Source organism: Bradyrhizobium genosp. SA-3, assembly GCF_004212635.1.
Lineage (GTDB): Bacteria > Pseudomonadota > Alphaproteobacteria > Rhizobiales > Xanthobacteraceae > Bradyrhizobium.
Genome location: NZ_PSRT01000163.1, coordinates 1 through 17,097 on the forward strand (window position 1 = coordinate 1; position 17,097 = coordinate 17,097).

At 65.3% G+C, this 17,097-nt stretch carries 21 protein-coding genes and 1 pseudogene; 16 read left to right on the forward strand and 6 right to left on the reverse strand.

The features are described from left to right. From CWO91_RS36320 to CWO91_RS36345, 6 genes are all read left to right on the forward strand, one after another. Positions 1-291, forward strand: a 291-nt coding sequence (locus CWO91_RS36320; protein WP_283811056.1) for a Sua5 family C-terminal domain-containing protein, incomplete at its 5' end; no start/stop codon positions are given. Between the two features lie 100 nt (positions 292-391). After that, positions 392-1,819 (forward strand): FAD-binding oxidoreductase, encoded by a 1,428-nt coding sequence (locus CWO91_RS36325; RefSeq protein WP_130220258.1) that lies wholly within the window; start codon positions 392-394, stop codon positions 1,817-1,819. After that, a complete protein-coding gene (locus CWO91_RS36330; RefSeq protein WP_165405959.1) occupies positions 1,816-2,277 on the forward strand; it encodes a GNAT family acetyltransferase in 462 nt (153 codons plus the stop codon). The genes CWO91_RS36325 and CWO91_RS36330 overlap by 4 nt, the downstream gene beginning before the upstream one ends. Positions 2,278-2,287: 10 nt before the next feature. Next, complete coding sequence (locus CWO91_RS36335) at positions 2,288-2,869, forward strand: NUDIX domain-containing protein (protein ID WP_130220259.1); 582 nt, start codon at positions 2,288-2,290, stop codon at positions 2,867-2,869. A gap of 301 nt (positions 2,870-3,170) precedes the next feature. Next, complete coding sequence (locus CWO91_RS36340; RefSeq protein WP_130220260.1) at positions 3,171-4,100, forward strand: glycine reductase; 930 nt, start codon at positions 3,171-3,173, stop codon at positions 4,098-4,100. Between the two features lie 34 nt (positions 4,101-4,134). Continuing rightward, complete coding sequence (locus CWO91_RS36345; RefSeq protein WP_130220261.1) at positions 4,135-5,328, forward strand: CaiB/BaiF CoA transferase family protein; 1,194 nt, start codon at positions 4,135-4,137, stop codon at positions 5,326-5,328. A 177-nt stretch (positions 5,329-5,505) separates the two neighbouring features. On the opposite strand, the gene CWO91_RS36350 is transcribed toward CWO91_RS36345, so the two are convergent. Next, the gene (locus tag CWO91_RS36350; RefSeq protein ID WP_130220262.1) at positions 5,506-6,264 is read right to left on the reverse strand and encodes an SOS response-associated peptidase; all 759 of its coding nucleotides are present in this window, start codon (positions 6,262-6,264) and stop codon (positions 5,506-5,508) included. A gap of 63 nt (positions 6,265-6,327) precedes the next feature. On the opposite strand from CWO91_RS36350, the gene CWO91_RS36355 reads away from it, so the two are divergent. From CWO91_RS36355 to CWO91_RS36370, 4 genes are all read left to right on the forward strand, one after another. Beyond that, positions 6,328-6,828, forward strand: coding sequence for a hypothetical protein (locus tag CWO91_RS36355; protein WP_130220263.1), 501 nt, complete (start codon positions 6,328-6,330; stop codon positions 6,826-6,828). Between the two features lie 198 nt (positions 6,829-7,026). Then, positions 7,027-7,461, forward strand: a complete 435-nt coding sequence (locus tag CWO91_RS36360) for an NUDIX hydrolase (RefSeq protein WP_130220264.1) — start codon at positions 7,027-7,029, stop codon at positions 7,459-7,461. A 46-nt stretch (positions 7,462-7,507) separates the two neighbouring features. Beyond that, positions 7,508-7,885, forward strand: coding sequence for a TIGR02301 family protein (locus CWO91_RS36365; RefSeq protein WP_130220265.1), 378 nt, complete (start codon positions 7,508-7,510; stop codon positions 7,883-7,885). Between the two features lie 275 nt (positions 7,886-8,160). Next, entirely contained in the window at positions 8,161-8,427 is a 267-nt protein-coding gene (locus CWO91_RS36370; protein ID WP_130220266.1) for a hypothetical protein, read from the forward strand. A 179-nt stretch (positions 8,428-8,606) separates the two neighbouring features. Here the strand turns inward: CWO91_RS36370 and CWO91_RS36375 are convergent, their stop codons facing one another. The 5 genes from CWO91_RS36375 to CWO91_RS36395 all read right to left on the reverse strand — a co-directional run bounded on the left by CWO91_RS36375 (position 8,607) and on the right by CWO91_RS36395 (position 12,754). Then, complete coding sequence (locus CWO91_RS36375; RefSeq protein ID WP_130220267.1) at positions 8,607-8,927, reverse strand: cupredoxin domain-containing protein; 321 nt, start codon at positions 8,925-8,927, stop codon at positions 8,607-8,609. Positions 8,928-8,936: 9 nt separating this feature from the next. Further along, positions 8,937-9,470 (reverse strand): DUF4142 domain-containing protein, encoded by a 534-nt coding sequence (locus CWO91_RS36380; RefSeq protein WP_130220268.1) that lies wholly within the window; start codon positions 9,468-9,470, stop codon positions 8,937-8,939. A 91-nt stretch (positions 9,471-9,561) separates the two neighbouring features. Then, positions 9,562-10,251 (reverse strand): RNA polymerase sigma factor, encoded by a 690-nt coding sequence (locus tag CWO91_RS36385; RefSeq protein WP_165405960.1) that lies wholly within the window; start codon positions 10,249-10,251, stop codon positions 9,562-9,564. Between the two features lie 120 nt (positions 10,252-10,371). After that, positions 10,372-11,235 (reverse strand): sulfurtransferase, encoded by an 864-nt coding sequence (locus CWO91_RS36390; RefSeq protein ID WP_130220269.1) that lies wholly within the window; start codon positions 11,233-11,235, stop codon positions 10,372-10,374. A gap of 184 nt (positions 11,236-11,419) precedes the next feature. Further along, complete coding sequence (locus CWO91_RS36395) at positions 11,420-12,754, reverse strand: dihydroorotase (protein ID WP_130220270.1); 1,335 nt, start codon at positions 12,752-12,754, stop codon at positions 11,420-11,422. Positions 12,755-12,850: 96 nt separating this feature from the next. Between CWO91_RS36395 and CWO91_RS36400 the strand changes: the two genes are divergently transcribed. The 6 genes and pseudogenes from CWO91_RS36400 to CWO91_RS36425 all read left to right on the forward strand — a co-directional run. After that, a complete protein-coding gene (locus CWO91_RS36400; protein ID WP_130220271.1) occupies positions 12,851-13,732 on the forward strand; it encodes a YgfZ/GcvT domain-containing protein in 882 nt (293 codons plus the stop codon). Further along, positions 13,729-14,354: pseudogene (locus CWO91_RS36405) on the forward strand (DNA-3-methyladenine glycosylase I). The gene CWO91_RS36400 and the pseudogene CWO91_RS36405 overlap by 4 nt, the downstream one beginning before the upstream one ends. After that, on the forward strand, positions 14,351-14,968 hold the full coding sequence (locus tag CWO91_RS36410) for a YfbR-like 5'-deoxynucleotidase (protein ID WP_130220272.1): 618 nt from the start codon (positions 14,351-14,353) through the stop codon (positions 14,966-14,968). The pseudogene CWO91_RS36405 and the gene CWO91_RS36410 overlap by 4 nt, the downstream one beginning before the upstream one ends. A 144-nt stretch (positions 14,969-15,112) precedes the next feature. Beyond that, positions 15,113-15,619: a tyrosine phosphatase family protein gene (locus CWO91_RS36415; RefSeq protein WP_130220273.1), complete on the forward strand. Its 507-nt coding sequence runs from the start codon at positions 15,113-15,115 to the stop codon at positions 15,617-15,619. A gap of 181 nt (positions 15,620-15,800) precedes the next feature. Further along, positions 15,801-16,769, forward strand: a complete 969-nt coding sequence (locus tag CWO91_RS36420; protein ID WP_130220274.1) for an NUDIX hydrolase — start codon at positions 15,801-15,803, stop codon at positions 16,767-16,769. Between the two features lie 107 nt (positions 16,770-16,876). Further along, positions 16,877-17,097, forward strand: a 221-nt coding sequence (locus CWO91_RS36425) for a hypothetical protein (protein WP_130220275.1), incomplete at its 3' end; no start/stop codon positions are given.

Genomic DNA, 17,097 nt, shown 5'->3' on the forward strand with positions numbered 1-17,097 from the left:
GCCTCGCATTATGCGCCGCGCGCGGCCGTACGGCTCAATGCGCACGAGGTGGCGCCGGGCGAAGCGCTGCTGGCATTCGGTCCGGCGCACCCGCCTGGCCTTGATGCCGCCGCCGCTGTCATGAATTTGTCGCCCGCCGGTGATCTCGATGAAGCCGCTGCCAATCTGTTCGGCTATCTTCGCGCCCTCGATGCCAGAGGGCCACGCGCGATCGCCGTGATGACGATCCCCGAAGAAGGACTCGGCGAAGCGATCAACGACCGGCTGCGCCGGGCTGCGGTTGCGCGATAGCGCATGATCCGGACCCGAAGGGCCGCGTTAGCGAAAAGTGTGCAGCGGTTTTCCGATAAGATCATGCGCAAGAGACTAAGAGCGACGAAGAGACAACACCATGAACGTCGATAAATCCGCCACCCCGCCGCTTGCGCCCGAGTTGATCGAGCAATTTCGCAAGATCGTCGGCGAGCGCCACGCTATCACCGATGCCGCCGACATCGAGGCTTACGTCACCGAGGAGCGCAATCTGTTTCACGGCCGCTCGCCGCTGGTGCTGCGTCCGGGCTCGACGGCGGAAGTCTCGGAGATCTGCAAGCTTGCCTCCGCGCACAGGATCGCGCTGGTGCCGCAGGGCGGCAATACCGGCCTCGTCGGCGGCCAGACGCCGCACAATGGCGAGGTCGTGGTGTCGTTGCGCCGGCTCGACAAGATCCGTGAGGTCGACACCGCCTCCAACACCATGACCTGCGAGGCCGGCGTCGTGCTGCAAATCGCGCAGCAGAAGGCGGCGGAGGTCGATCGGCTGTTTCCGCTGTCATTGGGTGCCGAAGGCAGCTGCACCATCGGCGGCAATCTCTCGACCAATGCCGGCGGCACCGCCGCGCTCGCCTATGGGGTCGCGCGCGAGATGGCTCTGGGGCTGGAAGTGGTGCTGGCCGACGGGCGCGTGCTGAACGTGCTGTCCAAGCTGAAGAAGGACAACACCGGTTACAATCTGCACAACCTCTTCATCGGCGCCGAAGGCACGCTCGGCATCATCACGGCAGCGACTCTAAAATTGTTCCCGAAGCCGCGAGCGATCGAGACCGCCTTCGTCGGGCTGAAGTCGCCGGCGGCGGCGCTCAAACTGCTCACGATCGCGCAGAGCGAGGCCGCCAATGCGCTGACGAGTTTCGAGCTGTTGTCGCAGATGGCGGTCGACTTCTCGATCCGCCACGGTATCGACGTGCGCGATCCGCTCGCAGAAAAGCATCCCTGGTACGTGCTGATGGAATTGTCCTCTCCGAGCGAGGATGCCCGCACGCCGCTGGAGACGATCCTGACCCGCGCCATGGAGGAGGAGATCGTCGACGACGCCGTGATCGCGGCCAACCTCACCCAGCGCGCCGGCTTCTGGAAGCTGCGCGACGAGATGTCGGCGGCGCAGAAGCCGGAAGGCGGCTCGATCAAGCACGACATCTCCGTCCCCGTCGCCGCCGTGCCCGCCTTCATCGCCGAGGCCGATGCCGCCGTGGTGAAGCTGATCCCCGGGGCGCGGCCGGTGCCGTTCGGCCATCTCGGCGACGGCAATCTGCACTACAATGTCAGCCAGCCGGTCGGCGCCAACAGTGCGGACTTCCTGGCGGGCTGGCACGAGATGAACGCGGTCGTGTTCGAGATCGTGCTGCGCATGGGTGGCTCGATCTCGGCCGAGCACGGCATCGGCGTGCTCAAGCGCGACGAGCTGCCCGAGGTGAAGGACAAGACCGCGATCGAGCTGATGCGATCCATCAAGGCGATGCTCGATCCGCTGGGAATCATGAATCCGGGGAAGGTGCTGTGAGCGCGTCGGTCCCGCCTGCTCCGCTCGCGATCGCCGCGATCGAGGATGCCGACATCGAGCCCGTCGTCGCGCTGTGGCAGCGCTGCGGCCTGACCCGGCCCTGGAACGATCCGCATGCCGACATCGCGCTGGCGCGGCGGCGCGACAATTCCACCGTGCTGGTCGGCCGCGAGGCCGGTGCGATCGTCGCGTCCGTAATGGTCGGCCATGACGGCCATCGCGGCTGGGTCTATTACGTCGCGGTGGACCCTGACAGCCAGAAGCGCGGCCATGGCCGCGTCATCATGGCTGGAGCAGAGGACTGGCTGCGCGCCGCCGGAATTCCAAAACTGCAGCTCCTGGTCCGCCGCGAGAACGCGCAGGCCAACGCGTTCTACGGGTCACTCGGCTTCGAGGAATCCACCTCGGTGATGTTCCAGAAGTGGCTCGACGGCCGCGCGACGATTCCAAGCAACTGAGATGCGACCCATGACCATTTCCGACCGCGTCCGCATCAAGGACGTTCGCGTGCTCTCCGACAACTGGACTCCCCTGAAGAACACCACGTTCGAGTACCGGCGCACCAATGGCGAGTGGCAGACGCAGCACCGCGAGACCTATGAGCGCGACAACGCGGCGGCCGTGCTGCCCTACAACCGCGCCCGGCGCACGGTGATCCTGGTGCGCCAGTTCCGCCTGCCGGCCTATATTCGCGGCTACGACGATCTCCTGATCGAAGCGGCCGCCGGCGTGCTCGACGATGCCGCCCCCGAGGTGCGCATCCGCGCCGAGGCCGAGGAGGAAACCGGCTATCGCCTGCACGACGTCCACAAGGTGTTCGAGGCCTTCATGAGCCCCGGCGCCATCACCGAGAAGCTGCATTTCTTCGTCGCCGAATACGAGCCGGAGATGCGCGTCAGCGACGGCGGCGGACTCGAGCACGAGGGCGAGGACATCGAGGTGTTGGAGCTTTCCATCGACGAGGCGCTGGCGATGATCGCAGACGGCCGCATCATCGATGCCAAGGCGATCATGCTGCTGCAATACGTGGCGCTGCATGTTTTCAGGTAGATAACGCTCTTCACCCTCCCCTGGAGGGCTGGAGGGGGAGGGTCGATCGCGCGCAGCGCGAGCGGGGTGGGGTGATCTCCGCTCGGGCACTGTGCGAGGTGGAGAGACCGTCACCCCACCCCGTCTCACATTTCGCTGCGCTCCATGTGAGCCGACCCTCCCCCTCCAGGGGAGGGTAAAAGACACCGTCCACGCCGCACCATCCTCATCCGCAATTCTGGCCTGCGCCACCCCACTCCCCGTTGAGCAACTCGAAAACTATCTCTAGTCTGGGCCTAACCAAGAACCAGGAGACGCGCCCATGTCCGCTCCGCGCGACGACGAATTCGGCTTTGCGCCCGACTACGATTCTGCCGTCCCCTACATGCAGCGCACGCGCGACTATTACGCGGCGATCGGCTACACCACGCCGTATCGCTGGGCGCATTACACGGAGGCATCGTTCCAGCCGCTGAAGAAGCCATTGGCGCAGTCGCGCGTGACGATCATCACGACCGCGGCGCCGTTCGATCCGGCCAAGGGCGATCAGGGACCGGGCGCGGCATATAACGGCAGCGCGAAATTCTACCAAGTCTATGATGGCGACACGTCGAAAGAGCACGACCTTCGCATCTCGCACATCGGCTACGACCGCAAGCACACCAGCGCGACCGACAGCGGCACCTGGTTTCCGCTGCCGCAGCTCTTGAAGGCCAGCGCCGCGGGACGGATCGGCGAGGTCGCCCCACGTTTCTTCGGCGCGCCGACCAACCGCAGCCACCGGGTCACGCTGGATACCGACGCGCCGGAGATCCTGGCGCGCTGCCTTGCCGACAAGGTCGACGTCGCCGTGCTGGTGCCGAACTGCCCGGTCTGCCACCAGACCACCGCGCTGGTGGCGCGGCACCTGGAGCGGAACGGCATTCCGACCGTGATCATGGGCTGCGCCAAGGACATCATCGAGCACGCGGCCGTGCCGCGCTTCCTGTTCTCCGATTTCCCGCTCGGCAATTCCGCCGGCAAGCCGCATGATGCCGGCTCGCAGGCGCAGACGCTGGAGCTCGCGTTGAAACTGCTGGAGACCGCAAGCGGCCCGCAGACGACGATGCAGTCGCCGCTGCGCTGGAGCGAGGATGCTTCCTGGAAGCTCGACTACAACAACGTGGCGCAGCTCAGCCCCGAAGAGCTGGCGCGCCGCCGCGCCGAATTCGACAAGCAGAAGGAGATCGCGCGCGGCAACCGCGCCGCCTGACGTCCTCCGATAACGAAGAAAAAGGGAGAGAGACGTGACGCGACCGTTCGAGGGCGTGAAGATCCTGGACTTCACGCAAGTGCTGGCCGGTCCCTATGCGAGCTATCAGCTCGCGCTGCTGGGAGCCGACGTCATCAAGGTCGAGCGGCGCGAGGGCGAGGACATGCGCCGCACGCCGCTCAGCCGCGAGTGGGCCGAGCGCGGGCTGGCGCCGGCGTTCCAGGCCATCAACGGCAACAAGCGCAGCCTGACGCTGGACCTGCAAAAGCCCGACGCCGTAGCGATCGTGAAGAAGCTCGCGAGCCAGGTCGATGTGGTCATGGAGAACTTCCGCCCCGGCGTGATGGACAAGCTCGGCATCGGCTACGAGGCGCTCTCGGCGATCAATCCAAAGCTGATCTATTGCGCCGTATCAGGCTTCGGTCAGACCGGGCCGGATCGCTTGCGGCCCGGCTATGACGGCAAGATGCAGGCGCTGTCGGGCATCATGGCGATCACCGGCCACCCTGAGACCGGACCGACGCGCGCGGGCTTTGCGGTGTGCGACGTGCTGTCGGGCGCAACAGCTGCGTTTGGGGTGTCCAGCGCGCTGTACCAGCGCGACCGCACCGGCAAGGGCCAGCTCATCGACGTCTCCATGCTGGAGGCGACGATGGCGTTCCTCTCGGGCCAGATCGCGGATTGGTCCGTCGCCGGCCATCGCCAAACGCTCTCGGGCAACCAGGCGGTGAGCCGCAGGACCACAGCCAATCTGTTCAAATGCGGCGACGGCCACATCCTGCTCGCGGTCAACAACGAGAAGCAGTACCGCGCGCTGATGAGCACACTCGGCCGCGAGGACACGCTGACCGATCCGCGCTTTGCCGACTGGTTCGCCCGCAACGAGAACGAGGGCGCGCTCCGCGCCATCATCGAGGAAGCGCTGGCGGCAAGGCCGGCGCGCGAATGGGAGACGATCCTCGAAGACGCCGGCGCGCCCTGCGCCAGCATCTGGAAGGTCGAGGAGGTGATCGACCACCCGCAAATCAAGGCGCGCGGTGCGATCCAGGAGCTGGACACGCCGCATGGCCGCCTGCGCTTTGCCGGCAGCGGATTCAAGCTCGCCCATGGCGGCGGCAAGCTGGACCGCATGGCGCCGGAGCTTGGGGCGGATACGGATGCGGTGCTGAGGGAGCTGGGGTTCGATGCGGCGGAGATTGCGCAGCTGAGGGCAAGGGAGGTTGTTTGAGGGCGGCGCGCTACAAACACTGCTGTCGTCCCGGACAAGCGTAAGCGCAGATCCGGGACCCATAACCACCGAGTTCGATTGGACGAAGGCCGCCCACCACCATCTCTCGCTACAACCAGCTTCTGGGGGTATGGGTCCCGGCCTTCGCCGGGACGACAGTTGAGGTTGTAGCAGCAGCTAAAACAACGACCCCTGCCCGTCATCGGTTAACGTGCCCACAGCCTTCCGCGCCACCTTCTTCGGCTTCACCACCTCCGCTTCCATCTCCTCCGCGCTGATCGGCAAGAGCAACTGCTCGTCGTCATTGGCGACGCGGTTGACGCGGGTGGAAACAGGGTGCCAGGCGAATTCGCCGACGCGCGGGGCGGTCATCAGCGGCAGGATCGCGTCGATTTCGTCGCTGCGGCAGTCGAGCCAGCGCTCGAAATCGCGCGGGCTGATGGTGACGGGCACGCGGTCATGCAGCGCGGCAAGATCCTCGCCTGCCGCCGCCGTGACGATCGCGACGGTGTCGAGCTCCTCGCCGTTCGGCCCCACCCAGGTCTCGAACAATGCGGCAAAGCCGAGCGGTGCGCCGTCGGCGCGATGGATGAGGAAGGGCTGCTTGCGGCCACCCTCCGCCTTCCACTCGTAATAGCCGTCCGCCGGGATCAGCCCGCGCCGGCGGCGAATCGCCATTTTGAAGGCGGGCTTCTCCAGCACCGTCTCGGAGCGGGCATTGATCAGGAGCGTAAACCCGCGGGGATCCTTGACCCAGCCCGGCAAGAGGCCCCAGCGCATCAGGCGGAAATGGCGTGCGCCGTTCTCGATCCATACGACCGGAATCGGCTGCGTCGGGGCGACGTTGTAGCGGAGCGGGAAATTCGGCTGCTCAATGTAGCCGAACAGTTGCCGCAAAGCCGCGGGGGCCGAAGTTATGACGAAGCGTCCACACATCCTAGGGCGTCTATATAGGGTCCGTTCAGGGCCTTTTAACCCCGAACGTTAACACTGCGGCCGATGAGCTCAACGGTCTCCCAACCCGCGCGGACGCATGTACAGACGGGCCCCGAGGCCGCCGCCTGGGCCGAGCGGCTGCGCGTCGCCAACATCAACCCGCGGACCGGGCTTGCCACCGACTATCTCAACCATTTCAATGAGGCCGTGATGCTGCTGGAAATGGTCCCTGACATGCCGGAATGCGCGGAAGATTTTTTGACCTGGACGCCGCTGTCCTATGCCGAGCATTTCACGGCGTCGAATTTCAGGGCGCGCGACCTCGCCATCGAGGCCTATGAGAAGGCCGATCCCAACGTGCGCGCCCAGTTCGACCACATCACGGATACCATGACCTCGATCCTGACCGCGGTCGGCTCAGCCATGCGCGAGGTCGAGAAGGACACGACGCGCGTCCGGCTCGCCGAGCAGGCCACGGCCTGGGTCAAGCCGCTGATCGCGGCCTGCGGCGGCATCATCAATGGCGGCGCCGAAGCCGACATCGACACCATCATGGCGACCTGAGCTCATGAGATTCGATCGAACGTTGCCGCGAACACGGACCACCTCTCCCATAGGGAGAGGTCGGCGCATAGCGCCGGGTGAGGGGTTGCGCTCCCTCGGAAGAAGAACTGAGCCCCCTCACCCGATTTGCACAGAACGATGCTTCGCATCGCCAGGAGCAAATCGACCTCTCCCCGCTTGGGAGAGGTGAAGGAACCCATGGCTTCCGTGGTCCAGCCTACTCACCCCCAGATCGCGGTCAGTGCCGCGATTTTTCGCGACGGCAAGGTGCTTCTGACCCGCCGCGCCCGTTCGCCCGCAAAAGGGTTCTATTCGCTGCCCGGCGGCCGGGTCGAGTTCGGCGAATCGCTGCACCAGGCCCTGCTGCGCGAGGTCGACGAGGAGACCGGGCTCGCCATCGACATCATTGGCCTCGCCGGCTGGCGCGAGGTGCTGCCGGCCACGGCCGGAGCCGGTCATTACCTGATCATGTCCTTTGCCGCCCGCTGGGTGGCCAACGAACCCGTTCTGAACGACGAGCTCGACGATTACCGCTGGATCGCCCCTGAGGCCGTCGCCGGTCTCGGCGACCTCAGGCTGACGGGGGGACTGGAGGAGGTCATCCAGTCCGCCGCCCGGCTGATTGGCTCCTGACCGCCCCGCCTTGCTTCCACCGCCTCGACGGGGCATACACCCGCCGATGTCCACGCGATTTCTGGCCATTTTTGCCCTGATTCTCGCCTGCGCCTCCGCGCCCACGAGGGCCCAGGACGTGGCGGCGCCGTTTGACGGCGATTTGCAGCGGCTGGCGGAGATTCTCGGCGGGCTGCATTATCTTCGCGGCATCTGCGGGGCCAACGAGGGCAACAAATGGCGCAACGAGATGCAGGCGCTGATCGATGCCGAAACCCCCTCCGGCGAGCGCCGCACCCGCATGATCGCCGGCTTCAACCGCGGCTATAACGGCTTCCAGCAGACCTACCGGAGCTGCACGCCGGCGGCGACGGTGGCGATCCGTCGCTCCATCGAGGAAGGCTCGAAGATCTCGCGCGATCTCACGGCGCGCTACGCGAACTGAGCTCTCTCCACCGGTCATTCCGGGGCGCGCGCAGCGCGAACTACGATGCGCAATTGCGCATCTGAGAATCCATCCTGCGACATTCTGTGCGGCCCGATGGATTCCGGGCTCGCGCTACGCGCGCCCCGGAATGACAGCGTCGGGAACTCTGTCATCGACTTTGTTCACAGCCGTTAACCGTTCTTAAAGAAGTGGCCTAGCGGTCGTTAACGCCCGTGCTACACCTCTCGCGCAGCGCATCGCCGTGGATCGCGCCCCAGCCCTGATCGAGTTTCATGAGCCAGCCGACATCCTACGCCCCCGCCCGCGCGCCGCTGCCCGATCACGAGCAGAAGCAGGCCGCACTGAGCTATCTCAATGAGGCCTGGGCCGAGGCGCGCCATGACGGCGTCGACGGCGACTGCCTGGCGCAGGCGAGCCTGTTCGCGGCCTTTGCCGAACTCGTCGGGACCTACGGCGAGGACGCGGTGGCGAAATTCGTCGAGGGCTTTCCTGGCCGTATCCGCAACGGCGAATTCTCGGTCAGCCTCTCCAGGCAGTAACCCCTTTTCGAAAAATGACCCCGCCACAGGACGGGGCCAGTTCGCGGATGAATGACTTTGCGAAGTGCTCGCGAAGTCTGCCGCGATTTATCGCATGGAAGCGATCGAACGCGGACAAGCATTAGTCCGGCGATGACCGGGAGACGTTCCCGATGCGATCGGGAATGCACGCCCAGGCATCAGGGCTCGACTTTCAGAGTCGCCTTCATATTGGGATGATAGCGACAGTAGTAGCCGACCGTTCCCGCCTTCTTCAAAACGAACGTCGCCGACTTCTTCGGCAGCAGAGGGACGTCAAAATCACCGTTGGTCGCAGTGGCGGTGTGGGCGAAGATGTCCTTGTTGATCCACTCAATGGTGTCGCCGACCTTGGCCGAGATTTCGGCCGGCGAGATCACGAGATTGTCCATCGTGATTTGAATGGTCGCCGCACGTGCCGGGACGACCACTGACAGGAACATGACCGCAAGCGCGATCGAAGCGAGGCGTCCCGGCTTCATCGCACCCTCCTATTTCAGCTCGGCCGCGACGTGCTCGGCGTGCTGCTGATGGCCTTGGAAGATCTTCAGGCCGGTCTGCAACAGGCTCTTCAGCTCGTTATTGCTCGCGGACGGAATGAGCTGGGTCTCCAACGCGCTATTGACCGCCTTATGGTAGGCGACCTCGTTCTGGACATAGGCCTTGTCGAAGGCGGCGCCGCTTAGCTTGTCGAGCTCAGCCATCTTGTCGCTCGCCTGCTTCGACAGCGCCCGGCTGGTGTCGTTATCTTCAGGCGTGACGTTCAGCTTTTTGACAAGCGCGAGCGCCTGCTTGTTGACGGCCTCGTGGTCGCGCAGCATGTCCTCGGCGAAGGCCTTGACGTCCTTGTTCTTGGCTTTCTTCTGCGCCTGCTTGGCCGCGTTGATGTCGATCACGCCGGCAGTGTAGGCAATATGGGCGATCTGCGGATCGGTGGGCTTGTCGGCTGCGCGAGCGCCCTGCAGCAGCGCAGGACTCGACAGCAGGACGGCTGCGGCGATCGCCGCGCTCGATCGGAACAACATGGCTTGATACTCCTGTGGTGCCGGACGTTTGGGCCGGCGCGTTGCTTCACAGGAGTTGGATGGGTATTTCGCGCAAACGTTCCCGAAAACTTTAGCTGCCGAGGCCGAGCCGCTTCAGCACTGATACGGTCAAGCGTTCACAGCGCCACCCGGCGAATGGGAACGCATCCATCACCACCGGGCCGATCTCCTTCTCGACGTTCTCGCGAAGCATGGTGCGAGCACGGTGCAGCCGCGTCTTCACGGTCTCGGGCTTGACGGCGAGCAGATCGGCGGTCTCCTCGATGGTCATGCCCTCCATGACCCGGGCGACGAAGACTATGCGGAAGACATCCGGCAACTCGTCGATGGCGCGTTCGACGACGCGCTGGATTTCACGTTGGGCCATGGTCCTTTCCGGATCGCCTGCGGGAGAAACGGGAAACTTGATGATCTGCGCGTCGAGCGCGGCATCTGGTATCGCGCCGAGTTCGACATCCGGCTTGCGGCTGCGCACTCGGCCAAGCGCCTCGTTGATGGCGATGCGCGACAGCCAGGTCGACAGGCCTGCCTCGCCCCGGAAGCCGTCGAGATGGGTGAAGGCCCGGACATAGGTTTCCTGCACCACGTCCTCGGCTTCGCTGTCGCTGCGCAGGATTCCGCGCGCGAGGCGATAGAGCCTGCGGTTGTTGGCTTGCATGATCTCGCGCAAGGCGGCCTCCTCACGGCCCCGCGCGCGGTCGATCAGCTCGGCTTCCAATGTCCTGACGCCGGCGGACAGGCCGGCTGCGGTCCGTTGCATGGCTGTTACCTGCTTGTTTCGCTTCGTTCCGGACATTGGATGCAGGTTGAAGTGAAAGGTTCCCAACTTTCTTACTCGGCGCGCTCTTACCCTCCCCTGGAGGGGGAGGGTAAGTTACCCCTAATCCGTCTCGATCGGCAGCGCCGGATCCCGCGCCCACTCGCCCATGGAGGCGTCGTAGAGCGTCAGCTGGTCATAGCCGAGCTGGGTCAGCATGAGCAGGTCGATCGTCGCCGAGATGCCGCCGCCACAATACAGGATCACATTCTTATCGCGCGTAACGCCTTGGGCGGTGAATTTGGCCTCGGCGTCTGCAAGCGTCGTCAGCGTTTTGTCGGCATTGGTGAGCGACGCCGCTGGGACGTTGACGCTGCCCGGCACACGGCCGGGCCGGCCGTAGCGGCTCGGCTCGAGGCCCTGATGAAATTGCGGCCCGAGCGCGTTCACAATAACGGTCGAGGGATCGCCGATCCGGGCCTTCACGATGTTCTTGTCGACGAAGAAGCCTGGGCGCGGCGCGGCCTTGAACGTGGTTGCCGGATAGCCCCTCGGGGCACCTCTCTCGACCGGCCGCCCCTCGTCCTTCCATTTGTCGAAACCGCCGTCGAGCACACGCGCATCGACGCCGAGCGAGCGCAGCATCCACCAGAACCGCGTCGACCACATCATCGTGCCGATGCTGTAGAGCACGATGGTCTTTGATGCATCGAGGCCATGCCGGCCGAAAGCAGCCTCCAGCTGGGCCACATCAGGCATCATGAAAAACTGTTGCGCGGAGGTGTCGGAGAACTCGCCCTGCAGGTCGAGAAAATCGGCGCCCGGGATGTGGCCGGCTGCGAAGGTCTTGTCGCCGGGGACGGCACGATACGGCACGTCGCTGCCGGGCGGGACGGGCTCGTTGTAGGTCGTGCAGTCGTAGAGGCGGAGGTTATGATCGCCGAGCAGGCCTGCGAGTTGCTCGGTGGTGATGAGGGGTTGAGTCATTGAATGCTCTCCCATGCTTCCTCAATGTCGTCCCGGCGAAGGCCGGGACCCATACCGCGTGATCTATCGGTGGACGTAGGTATTCGTACCGAGGGAAGGCCCAGCAACGAATAGTCTTCGCCAAACGTCTCCCTGTGGTTATGGATCCCGGCCTTCGCCGGGACGACACCGAGTGTGGAGCGCCCTACGCCTTCAGCGTCTCCAGAAACCGCACCGGCTCGCCTTGCGAGGCCGTCACCAACTCGCCCTGCCACATCACGCGGCGGCCGCGGATGAAGGTGCCGACGGGCCATCCGGTGACGCGGACGCCGTCATAGGGGGTCCAGCCGGCTTTGGATGCCACCCATTTGTTGGTGATGATCTCGCTGCGCTTCAAGTCGACGATGGTGAAGTCGGCATCGTAACCGGCGGCGATGCGGCCCTTGCAGGCCATGTTGTAGAGCCGCGCGGGCCCGGCGCTGGTGAGATCGACGAACCTCGCCAGCGACAGACGGCCGGCATTGACGTGATCGAGCATGATCGGCACCAGCGTCTGCACGCCGGTCATGCCGGAGGGTGAGGCCGGATAGGTCTTCTGCTTCTCGTCCAGCGCATGCGGGGCGTGGTCGGAGCCGAGCACGTCGATGATGCCCTGCTCGATGCCGCGCCAGATTCCGGCGCGGTGATCCGCGCCGCGAACCGGCGGGTTCATCTGCGCCAGCGTGCCGAGCCGCTCGTAGCATTCCGGCGCGACCAGCGTGAGATGATGCGGCGTCGCCTCGCAGGAAGCGACGTCCTTGTGGTCGCGCAGGAACTCGATCTCTTCCTTGGTCGAGATGTGCAGCACATGGATGCGCTTGCCCGTCTCATGCGCGAGCTTGACGAGGCGCTGCGTCGCCATCAACGCCGCGGTCTCGTCGCGCCAGACCGGATGCGAGCGCGCATCGCCCTCGATGCGCAGCGACTTGCGGTCGTTGAGGCGATACTCGTCCTCGGCGTGGAACGCGGCGCGGCGACGGATGACCTGGAAGATGCGGCGGAGGCTCTCGTCGTCCTCCACCAGCAGCGCGCCGGTGGACGAGCCGATGAACACCTTGACGCCCGCGCAGCCCGGCGCGCGCTCCAGCACCGGCAGATCCTGCACGTTCTCGCGGGTGCCGCCGATGAAGAAGGCGAAATCGCAATGCATGCGGTGATGGGCCCGCTTCACCTTGTCGGTAAATTCGGCTTCCGTGACCGTGAGGGGCGAGGTGTTCGGCATCTCGAACACGGCGGTGACGCCGCCCATCACGGCGCTGCGCGAGCCGGTCTCGAGGTCTTCCTTGTGCGTCAGCCCGGGCTCGCGGAAATGCACCTGCGTGTCCATCACGCCGGGCAGGATGTGCAGGCCCTTGCAGTCGATCACCTCCGCGGCGCTGCCTTGCGACAGCGTGCCGATCTCGGCGATGCGGCCACCCGTGATGCCGATATCGCGCAGGCCCTCGCCGTCCTGGTTGACCACGGTGCCACCTTTGAGGATCACGTCGAAACGCTGGGTCATGGGACCTCTCTCATCCCCAAGCGCAGAGCTCGAGGTCTTGTCGTTTTTGCCTTGCGGGCTTACGTTCCGGAGCAACATGTCGCAAGAGATTTTCGCATGAAATCAGCGTTTCTTCCCGACCGGGGCGTGGTCAAGGTCGCGGGCGAGGATGCGCGCAACTTCCTCAACGGCCTCGTCACCACCGATGTCGACAGGCTCAAGCCGGGCCTGGGGCGATTCGGCGCGCTGCTGACGCCGCAGGGCAAGATCATCGTCGATTTCCTGATCACGGAGGTGCCCGCCGGCCATGGCGGCGGGTTCCTGATCGATTGCCCGAAGGCGCTGGCCGAGGCCCTCGCCACCAAGCTGAAATTCTACAAGCTGCGCGCCAAAGTCACGGTGGAAAACCTCTCCGATGCTCTGGGCGTGCTCGCAGCCTGGGACGGCCAGCCTGCCGCTCAGCCCGACCTCGGCTTCGCCGATCCGCGCCACAACGAGCTCGGCTATCGCATCCTGATCCCCGAGGATCTCAAGCAGAAGCTGTCCGATCTCATCGGCGCCGAGCAGGTCGATGCCACCGAATACGAGGCCCACCGCATCGCGCTCGGCGTGCCGCGCGGCGGGCTCGATTTCATGTACAGCGATGCGTTCCCACACGAGACCAACATGGACCGTCTCGCCGGCGTTGATTTCGACAAGGGCTGCTATGTCGGCCAGGAGGTCGTCTCGCGCATGCAGCATCGCGGCACTGCGCGCACCCGCAGCGTCAAGGTGTTGCTCGAGGGGCCCTCGCCCGAGATTGGTGCCACCATTCTCGCCGGCGACAAGCCGGTCGGCACCATCGGCTCGACCGCCGGCGGCAAGGGCATCGCGCTGGTGCGCGTCGACCGCGTCGCCGATGCGCTCGATGCGGGCCAGCCGCTCACCGCGGGCGGCCTCGCGCTGACACTCGCCGAACCCGACATCGTCCGCATTCCATCGAAGCAACCCATCGCATGAGCCGCGCCCCTCACCTGCATCCCGACGGAAAGACCCGCTGCCCCTGGCCGGGCGAAGATCCGCTCTATGTCGCCTATCACGACACCGAATGGGGCGTGCCTGAGTATGACGACCGCGCACTCTACGAAAAGCTGATCCTCGACGGCTTCCAGGCCGGCCTGTCCTGGATCACGATCCTGCGCAAGCGCGACAATTTCCGCAAAGCCTTCGACGATTTCCAGCCGGAAAAGATCGCGCGCTACAACGACAAGAAGGTGCACGCGCTGATGAACGATGCCGGCATCGTGCGCAACAAGGCCAAGATCGACGGCGCGATCCTGAGCGCAAAATCGTATCTGGAGATCATGGAGAAGGGACCGGGCTTTTCGAAGCTATTATGGGACTTCATGGACGCCGGCCCAAGGTCAACAATTTCAAGACCAGCGCGAGCGTACCCGCCTCGACACCGCTGTCGGTGCAGATCTCCAAGGAGCTGTCCTCGCGCGGCTTCAAGTTCGTCGGCCCGACCATCGTCTATGCCTTCATGCAGGCGACCGGCATGGTCAACGACCATCTGGTCGACTGCCATTGTCACGCGACCTGCGGCAAGACGCAGCGCAAGCCGCGCCTCAAGGCCAAATGACAGCCGAGAAGAAGACCGCGCGCGATGCGCAGTCCCGCGCCTGGCAGCGCATGCTGTCGGGCCGGCGGCTCGATCTGCTCGATCCCTCTCCGCTCGACGTCGAGATCGCCGACATCGCGCACGGGCTGGCGCGCGTTGCCCGCTGGAACGGCCAGACCATCGGCACCCACATCTTCTCGGTCGCGCAGCATACGTTGCTGGTGGAGACCGTGATGCGGCATGAGACGCCGCGCGTCGACCAGCGCGTGCGACTCGCAGCCCTGCTGCATGACGCACCCGAGTATGTCATCGGCGACATGATCTCGCCGTTCAAGGCCGTGCTCGAGGGCCATTACAAGGCGGTCGAGAAACGCCTGCTTGGCGCCATCCACATCCGCTTCGGGCTACCGCCCGTGCTGCCGGAGGAGATCACGCAGGCGATCAAGGCCGCCGATCGCGGCGCGGCTTATCTGGAGGCGACCGAGCTTGCCGGTTTCAGCGAGAGCGAGGCACGGCGCCTGTTCGGCAAGGATCCCGGCCTACCCGACAGCGTCCGGCGCGACTATCTCACGCCCTGGACCGCGGCGCGGGCCGAGAAGCAGTTTCTGGAGCGGTTTGGCGCGGTGGTTGCGTAGCATCATCCCTTCGTAGGGTGGGCAAAGCGAAGCGTGCCCACCAAACAGGAGCGATGCGCGCAGTTGCGAAATGGTGGGCACGGCGCGATGCGCCTTTGCCCACCCTACGAGCGCCCGCTATAGTCAGCGGCAAAAAGGTCCGCCATGATCCACGTCTGTTCCCTCGCCGCGCTTCCCGAAACCGTCCGCCTCACCGGCGCCAGCCATGTGCTGACGGTGATGGCCAATGTCGAGCAGGTGCCGCGGCCCGTGTCCGTGCTGCCGGCCAATCATCTCAAGGTGTCGATGGACGACATCACCGAGGAGATGGACGGCTTCGTCGCACCGTCAGAGACGCATATCGAGCAGGTGCTGAACTTCGTGCGGGGCTGGGACCGTAGCGCGCCGCTGGTGGTGCATTGCTACGCCGGCATCAGCCGCTCCACCGCCAGCGCGTTCGCAGCAGTATGCGCGCTCAATCCGAACCGCGACGAGATCGAGATCGCCAGGAAGATCCGCGCGGCCTCGCCGATCGCCTCGCCGAACCGGCGCATCGTCGGCCTCGCCGATCGTGCATTGGGACGCAACGGCCGCATGCTGCGCGCGCTCGACGAGATGGGCCCGGGCGCGATGATGGTCGAAGGCCGCCCCTTCGTGATCGAGCTCGAATGAGTCGGGAGCCGAATAGCAGCCGCGACGGGACTGCGCCCCCTCTCCCGCGCAGATGCTTCCACGTCGTCATGGCCGGGCTTGTCCCGGCCATCCACGACCTTTCCCACGGCACGAAGAACGTGGATGCCCGGGACAAGCCCGGGCATGACGAGTTTGTGGCAACAGCTGCGATCATCACCGCATGAGCGAGACGCTGCTGACGCCGATCGAGATTGGCCTGACCGCCGCGATCGTCGCGATCGAAGACCACGAGCCGCTTATCCTCACCGCACGCGGCGGTGACGGGCTTGCCGGCCTGCCGTTTGGGCCGTTCGATGCGCTCGCCCACCGCACCTTCGAAATTGGCCTGCGCGCCTGGGTCGAGCAGCAGGCGGGCCTGCGGCTCGGCTATGTCGAGCAGCTCTACACGTTCGGCGACCGCGGCCGTCATGCCGAGGCCGGCGACACCGGCGCGCATATGGTGTCGATCGGCTATCTCGCGCTGACGCGCGCCGTCGATGGCGAGCTCGCCGCGACCGGCGCGAGCTTCGAGCCATGGTATCGCTTCTTCCCCTGGGAAGACTGGCGCGAGCAGCCGCCAGAGATCATCGCCCGCGACATCATCCCGGCGCTGACGAAATGGGCCGAGGAGGAGACGCCGGAGACGACGCGCGCGCTGCCGCGGAAGGATCGCGTGCGATTCTATTTCGGTCTCGACGGTGCGCCCTGGGACGAGGAGCGCGTGCTCGATCGCTATGAGCTCCTGTACGAGGCCGGGCTGATCGAGGAGGCGCGACGCGACGGCAGGCCTGCGGCATTAGCGCGCAAGTCGCTTCCCGCGCTCGGGACCTCGATGCGGTTCGATCACCGGCGCATCCTCGCCACAGCCATCGCGCGGCTGCGTGCGAAACTGAAGTATCGTCCTGTGGTCTTTGAACTTTTGCCCGCCGAGTTCACACTCACGGAATTGCAGCATACGGTGGAGGCCATCTCCGGCCGGCACCTGCACAAACAGAATTTCCGCCGCCTCGTCGAAACGGAAGCCCTGGTCGAACCGACCGGGGCGATGTCGACACAGACCGGCGGACGCCCGGCGGCGCTCTATCGCTTCCGCCGCGACGTGCACCAGGAGCGGCCCGCGCCGGGCTTGCGCGTACGCTCCCGGCGCTGAGCATGATCCGGAAAAGTGCGTAAGCGGTTTTCCGAGCAAGATCATGCTCGAAACCAAGACTCTAAGGTTTCGCGATCGGCCGTGCCCGCCGGTTGCCTGGAGGCTTCATGTTCGACGGCCCGTTTGACGTCTTTGCGTTGATCATTGCGATCGCCGCCTTCCTCGTCGCGATCAAGGCCTCCAGTCAGGCGGCCGAGCTGCGCCGCCGGCTGAGCTCGCTGGAAGAGATGTTTGACGCGCAGCGGCGAGTTCAGCCGCCGCCACTCACGGCGACGTGGGAGCAGGCGCCCGCAACCGCGACGGCTGCCGCGGAGCCGCCGCCGCTTGC